The 12,580-nt window shown below is 48.0% G+C and carries 13 protein-coding genes; 6 read left to right on the forward strand and 7 right to left on the reverse strand.

Annotation, left to right across the window (positions count from 1 at the left end):
- Positions 1-89 precede the first annotated feature (89 nt).
- Positions 90-896, forward strand: coding sequence for a helix-turn-helix domain-containing protein (locus tag MPHASIOC01_RS04935; RefSeq protein WP_064595771.1), 807 nt, complete (start codon positions 90-92; stop codon positions 894-896).
- Between the two features lie 21 nt (positions 897-917).
- On the opposite strand, the gene MPHASIOC01_RS04940 is transcribed toward MPHASIOC01_RS04935, so the two are convergent.
- Positions 918-1,415, reverse strand: coding sequence for a YbaK/prolyl-tRNA synthetase associated domain-containing protein (locus MPHASIOC01_RS04940; protein WP_064595770.1), 498 nt, complete (start codon positions 1,413-1,415; stop codon positions 918-920).
- A 181-nt stretch (positions 1,416-1,596) separates the two neighbouring features.
- Here MPHASIOC01_RS04940 and MPHASIOC01_RS04945 point away from each other — a divergent pair, with 181 nt between their 5' ends.
- On the forward strand, positions 1,597-1,869 hold the full coding sequence (locus tag MPHASIOC01_RS04945; RefSeq protein WP_353614110.1) for a hypothetical protein: 273 nt from the start codon (positions 1,597-1,599) through the stop codon (positions 1,867-1,869).
- Between the two features lie 102 nt (positions 1,870-1,971).
- Here the strand turns inward: MPHASIOC01_RS04945 and MPHASIOC01_RS04950 are convergent, their stop codons facing one another.
- Complete coding sequence (locus MPHASIOC01_RS04950) at positions 1,972-3,270, reverse strand: YeaH/YhbH family protein (protein WP_064595825.1); 1,299 nt, start codon at positions 3,268-3,270, stop codon at positions 1,972-1,974.
- A gap of 71 nt (positions 3,271-3,341) precedes the next feature.
- Positions 3,342-5,276 carry a protein kinase YeaG gene (gene yeaG, locus MPHASIOC01_RS04955; protein WP_064595768.1) on the reverse strand — a complete coding sequence of 645 codons (1,935 nt, stop codon included), beginning with the start codon at positions 5,274-5,276 and terminating at the stop codon, positions 3,342-3,344.
- A gap of 557 nt (positions 5,277-5,833) precedes the next feature.
- On the opposite strand from yeaG, the gene MPHASIOC01_RS04960 reads away from it, so the two are divergent.
- On the forward strand, positions 5,834-6,574 hold the full coding sequence (locus MPHASIOC01_RS04960) for a MipA/OmpV family protein (RefSeq protein WP_156519010.1): 741 nt from the start codon (positions 5,834-5,836) through the stop codon (positions 6,572-6,574).
- A 136-nt stretch (positions 6,575-6,710) separates the two neighbouring features.
- Positions 6,711-7,565, forward strand: coding sequence for an aldo/keto reductase (locus MPHASIOC01_RS04965; protein WP_064595764.1), 855 nt, complete (start codon positions 6,711-6,713; stop codon positions 7,563-7,565).
- Between the two features lie 53 nt (positions 7,566-7,618).
- Here the strand turns inward: MPHASIOC01_RS04965 and MPHASIOC01_RS04970 are convergent, their stop codons facing one another.
- Together MPHASIOC01_RS04970 and gapA are read right to left on the reverse strand one after the other, a co-directional pair.
- Positions 7,619-8,500: a D-hexose-6-phosphate mutarotase gene (locus MPHASIOC01_RS04970; protein ID WP_064595762.1), complete on the reverse strand. Its 882-nt coding sequence runs from the start codon at positions 8,498-8,500 to the stop codon at positions 7,619-7,621.
- A 69-nt stretch (positions 8,501-8,569) separates the two neighbouring features.
- Complete coding sequence (gene gapA, locus MPHASIOC01_RS04975) at positions 8,570-9,565, reverse strand: glyceraldehyde-3-phosphate dehydrogenase (RefSeq protein WP_036108473.1); 996 nt, start codon at positions 9,563-9,565, stop codon at positions 8,570-8,572.
- A gap of 343 nt (positions 9,566-9,908) precedes the next feature.
- On the opposite strand from gapA, the gene msrB reads away from it, so the two are divergent.
- Positions 9,909-10,322, forward strand: coding sequence for a peptide-methionine (R)-S-oxide reductase MsrB (msrB, locus tag MPHASIOC01_RS04980; protein WP_064595760.1), 414 nt, complete (start codon positions 9,909-9,911; stop codon positions 10,320-10,322).
- 44 nt (positions 10,323-10,366) lie between these two features.
- Positions 10,367-10,648, forward strand: a complete 282-nt coding sequence (locus MPHASIOC01_RS04985) for a YeaC family protein (protein ID WP_064595823.1) — start codon at positions 10,367-10,369, stop codon at positions 10,646-10,648.
- Positions 10,649-10,886: 238 nt separating this feature from the next.
- On the opposite strand, the gene pncA is transcribed toward MPHASIOC01_RS04985, so the two are convergent.
- Together pncA and ansA are read right to left on the reverse strand one after the other, a co-directional pair.
- Complete coding sequence (gene pncA, locus MPHASIOC01_RS04990) at positions 10,887-11,528, reverse strand: bifunctional nicotinamidase/pyrazinamidase (RefSeq protein WP_064595758.1); 642 nt, start codon at positions 11,526-11,528, stop codon at positions 10,887-10,889.
- Between the two features lie 11 nt (positions 11,529-11,539).
- On the reverse strand, positions 11,540-12,553 hold the full coding sequence (ansA, locus tag MPHASIOC01_RS04995; RefSeq protein ID WP_064595756.1) for an asparaginase: 1,014 nt from the start codon (positions 12,551-12,553) through the stop codon (positions 11,540-11,542).
- Between the last annotated feature and the right edge of the window lie 27 nt (positions 12,554-12,580).

Raw genomic sequence — 12,580 nt, forward strand, 5'->3', positions numbered from 1 at the left:
TTTCTCCTCATTTACCGACATGATACGCCGTAAAGCGGTATGATGAATTAAGCTAAAATGACATTTTATCGCTGTAATCGGACAAAATAATGGCGCGAGACCTTGCACTCAGTGGCTTCATTCCGGATGAGAATCATGATCCGGCTGTCGCATTTTTTATTGAAACGGAAGATGATAAAGACCAGTTTTTTCCGTTACATAAACACCGTAAAGGGCAACTAATCCTGGTCCTGCATGGCGGCGTTTCATGCGAAGTTGAACAGGGGATGTGGATTGTTCCGCCAGGTTATGCGGTATGGATACCGGGTAATACGATGCACAGTAACCGGGCTATGGCGCGCGCAAGGCTGTGTTTTCTGTTTCTTGAAATGGGAGAAATTCCGATGCCAGAGCAATGTTGCACTCTTCAGGTTTCTCCTCTTGTAAGAGCATTAGTTTTGTCTCTGGCTGAAAAAGGGCTGTCAAGATATGCGCGGGAACGCACGGCCCGCCTGGTGGCGGTTTTGCGTGATGAACTACCTGAATTGCCGGTTGCTCCTCTGCGGCTCCCTTCCTCCGGGCATCCTAAAATTTGTCAGATGGCAAGATTCATGGCCGATAACCCGGGAAGCCGCCGAACTTTGTCTGAATGGGCAAAACACCTGGCAATGAGTGAGCGAAACTTATCACGGTTCATTTTGCGCGAGACAGGAATGACGTGGCGCCACTGGCGACAGCAGTTGATAGTGATTATGGCAGTACGTTATTTAATTGCAGGGCAGAGTGTTCAGGTGGTGTCACGCACTCTTGGTTATGAATCAACCACGGCTTTTATTAATATATTTCGCCAGGTGTTGGGCACTACGCCAGGACGCTATCTTGATCAACAAATGGGTGACACAGATAAATCTGCCTGAACCTTGCGGCGACAAAAGAGTTCAACGGGTAAAGTTCACCAGTTGCGGGCGGGCAATGCGCAAGTAATCTTCGGTATTGAGAATAATAGATTTTTCCAGGCGACCCGCATTGAAGGCAATTTCTTGCTGCTGGAGAAATAACCCCGGGTCTGCAATCAGGGTAAGCTCCGGGTGAAAACTGAAAGGTGGAATGGCGCCAAAAACGCACTGAGTAAGTGTTGCTACTTCCAACGGGCTTGCCAGTGATGCTTTTAGCCCGCCAAAATGGTGCGCGATTTTACTCAGGTCGGCCTGTTGTGCTGCACTCAGGATAGCCAGCACATGGTGTTTAACACTGTTTCCCTTCACTTTACACACCAGCGCCTTGGCACCTTGTTCCAGCCGGGTTCCCCGAACCACAGAAACGGCTTCACACTTGCCAACGGGTTCATGCTCCATAATGCGAAAACGTGCCTCTTCATGAGTCAGTAAAGATACAAGCTGGTGGTAGATATCCTGATTAATTTCGTGCTCGGTCATACCGCTATCTCACAAGCTGCTGGATTATCCAGTGTATACCGCACACTGTTCTTTGCCACTGTTTTGCTGTTGTTTTGTTAAGGAATGGGAATATAACCAGATCTCGCTTTTCGCGGCATGTGCGCTTGTTGAGGCAACATACGTCATTGTCAGTGTGTCGCGAACAGTTTCAGGAGTCAGTATGAGTATTGAATTAAATTGGCAAAAAAAATTGCCATCGCTTGTTGGATTATACTTTGTGGCAATAAAGTTGGGGCCAGTTGCTGGTGTTTATGATTTTGCACAATGGAATGGCACTGAATGGGAATTACAGACAGAGGGTGAGGTGATGGGTTATGTTGATATACAGGAATTTAAAAATTCACTTGATATTAAATGGCCTGGGGAGCTGGTCAGAGTTAATAGTGGACAAAAACCATCAAAAGATAATTCTGAACTGTGGTCCGAATATTAAATATTTGCCAGATTAAGCAGATCATGACCCCAGCAAGGAACGGTGACACCAATAGCAGAAAATCAGCCAGAAAAGAGTTCTTAACTGGCTGATTGTAAAAGACTAGCTGCTCATTTCAGCTGCTTGCTTATGGAACAGCTCTCTGAATACCGGGTAAATATCATCCTGGTCACGAATATGCTGCATGGAGAAATTTTCGAACATTGACTGCAAATGTTCATATTCCCGCCATAACGTTTGGTGCGCTCGCCGTGTTATTTCGATATAACAATAGTAACGCACCACAGGCAGTAAGCGTTTAGCCAGAATTTCGTGGCAAAGAGGCGAATCATCAGCCCAGTTATCGCCATCGGATGCCTGTGCGGCATAGATGTTCCATTGGGCCGGGTCATAACGTTCTTTGACCACTTCATCCATCAGCTTTAACGCACTGGAAACGATGGTTCCTCCGGTTTCCTGTGAGTAGAAAAACTCATGTTCATCCACTTCTTTGGCCTGGGTATGGTGGCGAATATACACCACCTCCACATTCTTGTATGTTCTGCTCAGGAACAGATAAAGCAGAATGTAGAAGCGCTTAGCCATATCCTTGGTTGCCTGATCCATTGAGCCAGACACATCCATTAAGCAAAACATGACCGCCTGGCTGGACGGTTCCGGGCGTTTCTCAAAGTTTTTGTAGCGTAAATCGAATGTGTCAATAAAAGGCACCCGGGCAATTTTTTCACGCAATTCTGCAATTTCTTTGCGCAGCCGTTCCTCTTCCAGCAGTTGTACCGGTTCGGTGTGCTCTACTGTATCCAGTGCGGCCTCCAGCTCCCGCAATTGCCTGCGTTTACCGGCACTCATTGCTGTGCGGCGGGCGAGTGAATTTTGTAGTGAACGAACCACACTAATGTTGGCTGGCACACCATTGGCCGTATACCCGGAGCGGTGTGTTTTGAACTCATTTAACTGCCGTTGCTGATTTTTCTTCAGGTTTGGCAGCGCCAAATCTTCAAAGAGCAGATCCAGATATTCATCTTTGGATATCTGAAACACAAACTCGTCCTGGCCTTCGCCATCATTGCTGGCCTGGCCTTCCCCACTCCCTGAACCGCCACCGCCCTGAGGGCGTTCTATACGGTCTTTCTCAACAAAATGGTCATTACCGGGATGGACACGCTGGCGCATCCCGCCACGCCCCTGATGGAACATTGGCTCATTAATGTCATCGACAGGTATGGAAACCGATTCGCCGCTCTCCACGTCGGTTACCGAACGCTTATTAATGGCCTCGGAAATCGACTGTTTGATTTGCGCTTTATAACGGCGCAAAAAGCGCTGGCGGTTAACCGTGCTTTTATTTTTACCGTTAAGACGCCGGTCAATAAAATAGGCCATATTTCCCCCAAACTTCATGCCAAAGCGCAGATTCACCACTGCATATTGTGCAGTGTACAGGCGCTGTGCCTTGCCAGCGCCTGTTATGGTTATGAGGACTTCCGTACACGCAGATACCATTCACATAACAAACGAACCTGTTTACGTGTGTAACCTTTTTCCATCATTCGATCGACAAAGTCATCGTGTTTTTTCTGCTCGTCGGTTGAGGTTTTGGCATTGAACGAAATAACAGGTAACAACTCCTCAGTGTTCGAGAACATTTTTTTCTCAATCACTGTGCGCAGTTTCTCGTAACTGGTCCAGTTCGGGTTACGTCCACTGTTATTCGCTCTGGCACGTAAGACGAAATTGACTATCTCGTTACGAAAATCTTTCGGGTTGCTGATACCAGCTGGTTTTTCAATTTTTTCCAGTTCAGCATTGAGTGCTTCACGGTCAAACAACTGGCCAGTATCCGGATCACGGTACTCCTGGTCCTGAATCCAAAAATCTGCGTATGTAACATAACGGTCAAAGATATTCTGCCCATATTCAGAATAGGATTCGAGGTAGGCTGTCTGAATCTCTTTGCCAATAAACTCTGCATATTTGGGGATCAGGTAGCCTTTCAGGAATTCAAGATACCGTTCAGCCTGCTCCTGTGGAAATTGCTCACGCTCAATTTGCTGTTCCAGTACATAGAACAAATGTACCGGGTTTGCGGCAACTTCTGCGTGGTCAAAGTTAAATACGCGGGATAAGATCTTGAAGGCGAAACGTGTCGAAAGCCCGTTCATCCCTTCATCCACACCCGCGTAGTCCCGGTATTCCTGATAGGACTTCGCTTTCGGGTCAGTATCTTTGAGGCTTTCACCATCATAAACCCGCATTTTCGAATACATACTGGAATTTTCCGGCTCTTTCAGGCGCGAAAGGATAGAGAAACGCGCCAGTGTTTCCAGGGTACCAGGAGCGCAAGGTGCGTGGGTCAGTTCACTGTGGTTGAGCAGTTTCTCATAGATCTTAATTTCTTCAGAAATCCGCAGGCAATAAGGCACTTTGACGATATAAACACGGTCAAGGAATGCTTCATTGTTTTTGTTATTACGGAACTGCACCCATTCAGATTCGTTCGAGTGGGCAAGGATAATGCCATTAAAGGGCAGAGCAGAAATCCCTTCAGTACCGTTGTAGTTGCCTTCCTGAGTTGCTGTCAACAATGGATGCAGCACCTTTATGGGTGCTTTGAACATTTCTACAAACTCCATGATTCCCTGGTTCGCACGGCACAGTGCACCAGAATAACCATAGGCGTCAGGATCATTTTGAGCATAATGTTCAAGTTTACGGATATCCACTTTACCGACCAGGGCGGAAATATCCTGGTTGTTTTCATCACCTGGCTCAGTCTTGGCAATCGCCAACTGTTCGAGGATGGATGGCCAGACTTTGACCACCTTAAATTTGGTGATATCACCACCAAATTCATGCAGGCGTTTAGCAGCCCAGGGTGACATAATTGTGCCCAGGTAGCGTTTAGGAATACCGTATTCTTTCTCGAGTATTTCACCATCTTCCTGTGGGTTGAATAAGCAGAAAGGATGGTCATTGACCGGACTGCGCTCACCATTGGCACTCAGGACATAGATGGGAACACGCTGCATCAATGACTTCAGGCGTTCAGCCAGTGAAGATTTGCCGCCACCTACTGGCCCCAACAGATAAAGAATCTGTTTCTTCTCTTCGAGCCCCTGAGCCGCGTGTTTCAAATAAGAAACAATCTGTTCAATAGCTTCTTCCATGCCATAAAATTCTTCAAAGGCAGGATAGCGCGCGATGACGCGATTCGAAAAGAGACGGGATAGCCGTGGTTCTTGTGCTGTGTCCACCATCACCGGCTCGCCTATGGCCATCAACAGCCGTTCTGCCGCGTTAGCATAGGCACTGCGATCTTGCCGGCAAGTGGCGAGAAACTCCTGCAGTGTGAATTCTTCGTCCTTGGCAGCTTCGTAACGCTGACGATAGTGATCGAATATATTCATGGCGTACCGTCCTGTTATAAATTCTGGGAACATGTTACAGCTATCAGTTTTTCCTACTTTTAGCGGTGGTATGCAACGGCATTCAAAAACACAACACCGTCCTATTTGTTATGAGCGTCTATTGTCGATTGATCAAGTTGTTAGCGTGGCGGGATATTGCTGTGATTGGTTAAAAATTGAGCTGAAATTGGTTTATTGGTCTGTTTTTTATTTTAAATTAAGTGTAAATTTCTATTTTTTGTTTTATGTCGATATAATCAACCAACATTGAAGGGTGGCCAAATGTTGGTAAATTTTTAAATGATGTGCAGAAAAGCAAGATTGCAGCACAATTGGTGTGTTATCGCCTGAGAAAAGTATTCTGTTTTCTGTGCTGTAGAGAGTGGTTAGCTCTCAATTGGTTGTTAATAAAGAAATAACTCAGGTGATTATAATTAGCAGATAATAATGAATAAAAAATGACAACCAGTAAAAATGGGATTATCTGATTAAGGGTAAACAAAGCATCTGCTACACTTTGTGCGTTTTTATCGCTAAGGAATGAGCTAAAAGTGAATATGCGTTCTGTAATATTGATGAGCACACTGGCGTTTGGGGTTTGCCAGAGTGCAGGCGCAGCAAGCTGGTCTTTGGGCGCTGGCGCACTGGTTTCTCCAGACCCTTACGTAGGCTATAAAAATAAAGTTTATCCCGTTCCTGTGATTGGCTATGAAGGGGAGAGCTTTTATTTTCGTGGGTTTAATGGCGGCTATTATTTGTGGAATGACGAGAGCGACAAAGTTGCGTTAACGGCGTTTTATTCCCCCATTCACTTCCGCGCAAAAGACAGTTCGAACCATCAAATGAAACGGCTGGACAACCGTTATGCCACGGTTATGGGGGGAATTACCTGGACCCATAATACTGCGCAATTCGGCTCTCTGCGTACAGTACTGGCCGGTGATATGCTGGACAACAGCAATGGTATCACCTGGGATAACACATGGCTTTACCATTATCAGTATGGCCGCTGGAACCTGAGCCCGGGCGTAGGGATACAATGGAACAGCGCCAACCATAATGATTATTACTATGGGGTGAGCCGGTCTGAATCCAGCCGTAGCGGTATCCATTCATGGGATGCCGGAAGTTCGTGGAACCCGTATGTTGAGCTTTCTGTGAATTACGCTGTAACACCTTCCTGGAGTATTTTTGGCATGGGTCGTTATGTTCGCCTTGGCAAGGCGATTAAAGACAGTCCTATGGTAAACAGCTCATGGACGGGTGTATTACTGACAGGTGTTAATTACAGATTTTAAACTGAAATTTCAGGCAGTTTTACGGGGCGCTTGCGCCCCGTTTGTTTTACAGTCAGTGTAACCATAAGCAGATGACTGATAACCGGGGGAGCAGACGTTCCACCGGTATGGGTTTTAAAACCAGAGGTATCAGACGATGGATAAACGCAAGGTTGTGCTTCCTGACAACACCGCATTGCCCGCAATTGGCCAGGGAACCTGGTATATGGGGGAGCGCTCCAGTGATATTACCCAGGAAGTGCGCGCGCTTCAGGCGGGAATTGATGCCGGATTGACGTTGATTGATACTGCTGAAATGTATGCTGACGGTGGTGCTGAACGCGTAGTTGGCAAAGCGATTTCCGGGTGTCGTGATCAGGTGTTTTTGGTATCCAAGGTGTATCCCTGGAACGCGGGTGGCCAAAAGGCGATTGAAGCCTGTGAGGGTAGCCTGAAGCGGCTGGGGACTGACTATCTGGATTTATGGTTGCTGCACTGGCGGGGGAATATCCCACTGGAAGAAACAGTACGCGTGATGGAGAGCCTGGTTAAGCAGGGGAAAATCAGGCGGTGGGGTGTGTCTAACCTTGATGCCAGCGATATGCAGGAGCTGTGGGATATTCAGGGTGGTCAGGCCTGTATGGTCAATCAGGTACTCTATCACTTAGCTTCACGCGGTATTGAATATGATTTATTACCCTGGTGTAGCACCCACCATATACCTGTAATGGCGTATTCCCCGCTCGCTCAGGCCGGGCGCTTGCGCAGGGGGTTGATGCAGCATAGTGGAATACTGTCCATGGCCGCTGAGTTGGGGGTTACTGTTGCGCAGTTGCTGCTAGCCTGGGTGATTCGCCACCCCGGTGTGATGGCTATTCCCAAGGCGTCTTCTGTTGAACATGTTCAACAGAATGCACAGGCAGCAAATATTGTGCTGACCCAGGCGCATTGTGAGTTACTTGATTCTTTTTTTGTGCCACCGGTACACAAGATGCCACTTGATATGGTGTGAGTGAACGAGGCGCAAACTTGCCAGTTGCGCCTCGTTTTACAGTTTTTCAGGCGTTATTTGCTGACAGAGAGCACGCAAGCCAGGCGGCCCGGCTGGCTGGCAGTGACTTTTTGCGGGATGGTCGCATTAACGGCTTCAACACAAACGAAGGTTTTATAACCATCATCCGGAACATCACTCATACTGACAGATAATGCCGGGCCCGGATTCCACGCAACAACGTTGCAGTTATGGTGATGAACCACATCAATACGGCGCGGCAGGCTCTTATCGTGGATGACGCTACAGGCTTCAGCCTCAAGATAAACACGGTCAACCCGGTCCGGGAAGGTCTGGATGCCATCGCTAAGCTGGTCTTCAACACCGCCTTTAACTTTATCAATGAACCGGTGGCCCAGGCCACTCACGCTCACCGCGCTAATATCACCAACGGTGAAGTAGGTATGCAGTGCAGATTGCGTTTCAAATTCGCCGTGAGATTCCAGTTCCATTTCACAAGTTGCCCCAAGTTTAAAACGGGCATAAAGCGTGAAATCATGAGGCCAGTACTTACGGGATGCATCGCTACTTTTTAGTTCGAATGTTAATACAACACCGTTATTGTCTTCGTTATGAGCGCTGAGTTGCCAGTCCAGGTTACGGGCGAAACCATGGGACGGCAATGATGAATCTTTTGCCGGACCAAACCAGGGCCAACAAATGGGAACGCCACCGCGGATAGCCTGACCATGTTCAAACAGAGATGCTTCACTCAGCCACAGCACTTCTTTTTCCCCTGCGGGTTGCCATGACAGAAGATGTGCGCCCTGCAACGCAACGGAAGCTTTCACGGCTGGGTGATTGACAACCAAAATATCCAGTTCACCCAGCTGCCGGCGAGATATTGTAGCTGTAACCTGTTCCAGTACCGGTAGTGCAAAGATTTTTTCAATCATTAATGCCTTCCTCTGTGATGAAATAAAAAAGGGCGACCGAAGTCGCCCTTAGGATCAGATGCTCATCTCTTATTTAGAGATGTGAGCGATCAGATCCAGTACTTTGTTAGAGTAACCAGTTTCGTTGTCGTACCAGGATACCAGTTTCACAAAGTTGTCGTTCAGTGCGATACCCGCTTTGGCATCAAACACAGAAGTGCACACTTCACCGTTGAAATCGGTAGATACCACGTCGTCTTCAGTGTAACCCAGAACGCCTTTCATCGGGCCTTCGCTCGCAGCTTTGATAGCGGCTTTGATTTGTTCGTAGGTTGCAGCTTTTTCCAGACGTACAGTCAGGTCAACAACAGATACGTTCGGGGTAGGAACGCGGAACGCCATACCAGTCAGTTTGCCGTTCAGTTCTGGCAGTACTTTACCTACTGCTTTAGCTGCACCGGTAGAAGACGGGATGATGTTCTGAGCAGCGCCACGGCCACCGCGCCAGTCTTTGTGAGACGGGCCATCAACAGTTTTCTGAGTAGCGGTAGTTGCGTGAACAGTAGTCATCAGACCTTCGATGATGCCGAAGTTGTCGTTGATAACTTTAGCCAGCGGTGCCAGGCAGTTGGTGGTGCAGGATGCGTTGGAAACGATATCCTGGCCAGCATATTTTTCGAAGTTAGCGCCGCGAACGAACATCGGAGTGCTGTCTTTGGACGGGCCAGTCATAACAACTTTTTTGGCGCCAGCAGTGATGTGTTTACGAGCGGTTTCGTCAGTCAGGAAGATACCAGTCGCTTCTGCAACGACATCAACACCAACTTCGTCCCATTTCAGATTAGCCGGGTCTCTTTCAGCGGTAACGCGGATTTTTTTACCGTCAACAACCAGGTGGCCGTCTTTCACTTCAACGGTACCGTCAAAACGGCCGTGAGTGGAGTCATATTTCAGCATGTAAGCCATGTACTCAGCGTCTAACAGATCGTTGATTGCAACAATCTCAATGTCAGAACGTTTCTGAGCAGCACGGAAAACAATGCGACCGATACGGCCAAAACCGTTGATACCTACTTTGATAGTCATATATTCCACCAGCTATTTGTTAGTGAATAAAAGGTTGGCTGTAAAATTACAAAAACCTTACGCAGCGTCAAGCGGAATCGTGTCAATCATTGCGACAAATCAATCCTCTGCGTAAGCTTTGTGCGACTGACTGCCTCTTCATCCATTTGGGCTACAAGTCTCTATGGGGACTGCGCCCAGAATTTTAAAGTCAGCTCTATAGAATAATGTGACTTAGATCACAAATGAAATTGCGTCGCTTTTACAGGCTACAGTTTAGAACAAAAGTCGCGCCTTGAGTGTTAATGTTTTGTTAGAATCCTTGAGAGAATTTGATAAACCCATTAATGCCGGAAGTACACCCATGAGCAATTCATCCCAAAATGACGATATAAAAAAGACGCTGACTGAAATGCAATTTTTTGTCACTCAGGAACGTGGCACGGAACCCCCTTTTACCGGGCAATTATTGCACAACAAGCGTGATGGCCTGTATCACTGCCTGGTGTGTAATGCGCCACTCTTCAGGTCTGAAACAAAATACGATTCTGGTTGTGGTTGGCCCAGCTTTTTTGAGCCAGTCGACAGTAGGGCTGTTCGTTATCTGAATGACTATTCACATGGAATGCAGCGCACTGAAATTCGATGCGCACATTGTGACGCACATTTAGGGCACGTATTCCCTGATGGTCCGCGACCTACTGGCGAACGCTATTGTGTGAATTCCGCTTCGCTAAGCTTTACTGACGGGCAGTCTGGTGAAGAGATTAAAGGCTAATTGAAACGTTTCAGCAAATTATTCCAGCAAGGAGAGAAATGATGATGGATTTTGAGGCTGTATTATCCACAATGACACCGGAAATTTATCAGCGTCTTGCAACGGCGGTGGAACTGGGAAAGTGGCCTGATGGTGTTCCTCTGACTCCGGAACAAAAAGAAAACTGCCTGCAACTGGTCATGCTCTGGCAACAGCGAACCAATGCTGACCCGGAACATATGACAATTGGTACCAATGGGCAGATTATGATGAAAAGCAAACAGCAACTAAAAGCGGAGTTCGGCATTGAAACGTCACCGATTGTGACCCTGAAACCACAAGACTAACAACGTTGTGACTCTGGCAGCAGGAATGTACTTATTTGGCTTTTGCTGATGCGGGATTTTGTGACGTTGTCACGTTTGTCGGCGCCAGGTGCCTGGTAATCAACACCCTGGGTACTCTGGGGATAGTTTGACCACTAACACAACGTTTGTGCTGCAATTAAAAACGCGAGCCCGTGTGCAGGCTCGCGCGAGTATCAAGGTACAAACATTGCCTGCCGAACATGGCGTGTCAGTGGCCTCAACTTTCTGATTCTAACCAGTCTTCCAGTGTGTATAGAGTTGCGCCGGCACAGGACATATCCTGAAACGCGCGGGTACTGTCGCCTGCCTGCATTTCAACACCCCGACACCCATCGACAATGACTGCAACCTGATAGCCCAGTTTGAGTGCGTCCAGCACTGTATACTTGACGCAGTAATCCGTAGCCAGGCCCATAATAATCAATTGGTCTGCCTGAACATGCTGGAGCCAGGCGTGGAGCTGCGTTTCTTGCCGGTGCCCGTTGTCAAAAAATGCGCTGTAACTGTCAATCAGCGCATTTTCACCTTTGTGAAAACAGGCGGAGATGGACCCTTGTTTCAGTAACGGATGTAACTCGGCACCCGTCGTGTTCTGAACACAATGATCCGGCCACCAGGTCTGCTCAAGCCCATCCAGCATCCCTGTTGTGAAGGGCTCTGCACCCTGCACCCGTGCAAAACTACCGTGATGTTGCGGGTGCCAGTCCTGAGACGCGATAACAATTTCTCCGCGAGCCTCGCACCATTCTATCAACTGATTGGCAACCTCAACAGTAGCGTCACCTTCGGCGACAGCCAGTGCGCCCCCGGCACAAAAATCATTCTGGATATCAACCAGCAATAAGGCTCTGCGTGCCATGCAAACCTCCATCAGTCAGGAGTCAGTTCACCGCGTAAATTGCTCATCATCTGCTGGCGTACTGTTTCACTGTCCAGGTTCTGGCTGAGCAGATAATGTAACTTAGTCAGTGTCGCTTCCACGGTCATATCGTAGCCACTAATCACGCCCGCCTGGGCCAGCGCATTTCCAGTAGCATAGCCTCCCATATTGACTTTACCAGACATACACTGCGTCAGGTTTACGACAACAATACCCCGGTCGCAGGCTTCCTGTAATGTTTCAGTAAATGAGCGATTTTGTGGGGCATTGCCTACTCCGTAGGAACGCAGAATGAGGGCTTTTACGGGCTGGCGTACAAAGTTACGCACCACGTCGGCCGCAATACCTGGGTAAATTGTTACCACCCCAATTGGTTGCGGAGTAATGGGGTGCACCTGTAATTCTCCCAGTCCAGAAGGCGCGGGAGTGGTATTAAGGCGGCGAATATGAATGCCTGCTTCCAGTAATGGCGGCAGGTTAGGTGAGGCAAAAGCATCAAAACCATCAGCATGGGCTTTAGTTGTCCGGTTACCACGATACAGACGGTTATTGAAGAACAATGTCACTTCGTTGATAGGATAATTTGCCGCAATGTATAACGCATTTAGCAAGTTTATCTGCCCATCGGAACGCAGTTCAGCAAGGGGGATCTGCGAGCCGGTGACAATCACGGGTTTGCCAAGGTTTTCCAGCATAAACGACAACGCGGAAGACGTGAATGCCATGGTGTCCGTTCCGTGCAGGATAACGAAACCGTCATATTGGTCATAGTGTGCGGCGATATCATCGGCAATATGCTGCCAGTCCTCAGGCGTCATATCGGATGAATCCATCAGCGGCTGGTATTCATGAATGGTAAACGCAGGCATCTCAGGCCGGTGGAACTCAGGCATCTGCGCGAGCTGGCGCTGTAAATGACCAGAAACAGGTATATAACCATTCTCAGAACGTTGCATACCGATGGTGCCGCCAGTGTAAGCGACATAAATAGATTTTTTTTGCATATCAGGGCCCTGGGGTACGTAAACAGG

The organism is Mangrovibacter phragmitis (genome assembly GCF_040429585.1).
Lineage (GTDB): Bacteria > Pseudomonadota > Gammaproteobacteria > Enterobacterales > Enterobacteriaceae > Mangrovibacter > Mangrovibacter phragmitis.

Excerpts from the sequence above, each read along its gene's own strand:
- MPHASIOC01_RS04935 (WP_064595771.1), top strand. The coding sequence starts at position 90 with ATGGCGCGAGACCTTGCACTCAGTGGCTTCATTCCGGATGAGAATCAT.
- MPHASIOC01_RS04940 (WP_064595770.1), bottom strand. The coding sequence starts at position 1,415 with ATGACCGAGCACGAAATTAATCAGGATATCTACCACCAGCTTGTATCT.
- MPHASIOC01_RS04945 (WP_353614110.1), top strand. The coding sequence starts at position 1,597 with ATGAGTATTGAATTAAATTGGCAAAAAAAATTGCCATCGCTTGTTGGA.
- MPHASIOC01_RS04950 (WP_064595825.1), bottom strand. The coding sequence starts at position 3,270 with ATGAAGTTTGGGGGAAATATGGCCTATTTTATTGACCGGCGTCTTAAC.
- yeaG (WP_064595768.1), bottom strand. The coding sequence starts at position 5,276 with ATGAATATATTCGATCACTATCGTCAGCGTTACGAAGCTGCCAAGGAC.
- MPHASIOC01_RS04960 (WP_156519010.1), top strand. The coding sequence starts at position 5,834 with ATGCGTTCTGTAATATTGATGAGCACACTGGCGTTTGGGGTTTGCCAG.
- MPHASIOC01_RS04965 (WP_064595764.1), top strand. The coding sequence starts at position 6,711 with ATGGATAAACGCAAGGTTGTGCTTCCTGACAACACCGCATTGCCCGCA.
- MPHASIOC01_RS04970 (WP_064595762.1), bottom strand. The coding sequence starts at position 8,500 with ATGATTGAAAAAATCTTTGCACTACCGGTACTGGAACAGGTTACAGCT.
- gapA (WP_036108473.1), bottom strand. The coding sequence starts at position 9,565 with ATGACTATCAAAGTAGGTATCAACGGTTTTGGCCGTATCGGTCGCATT.
- msrB (WP_064595760.1), top strand. The coding sequence starts at position 9,909 with ATGAGCAATTCATCCCAAAATGACGATATAAAAAAGACGCTGACTGAA.
- MPHASIOC01_RS04985 (WP_064595823.1), top strand. The coding sequence starts at position 10,367 with ATGGATTTTGAGGCTGTATTATCCACAATGACACCGGAAATTTATCAG.
- pncA (WP_064595758.1), bottom strand. The coding sequence starts at position 11,528 with ATGGCACGCAGAGCCTTATTGCTGGTTGATATCCAGAATGATTTTTGT.
- ansA (WP_064595756.1), bottom strand. The coding sequence starts at position 12,553 with ATGCAAAAAAAATCTATTTATGTCGCTTACACTGGCGGCACCATCGGT.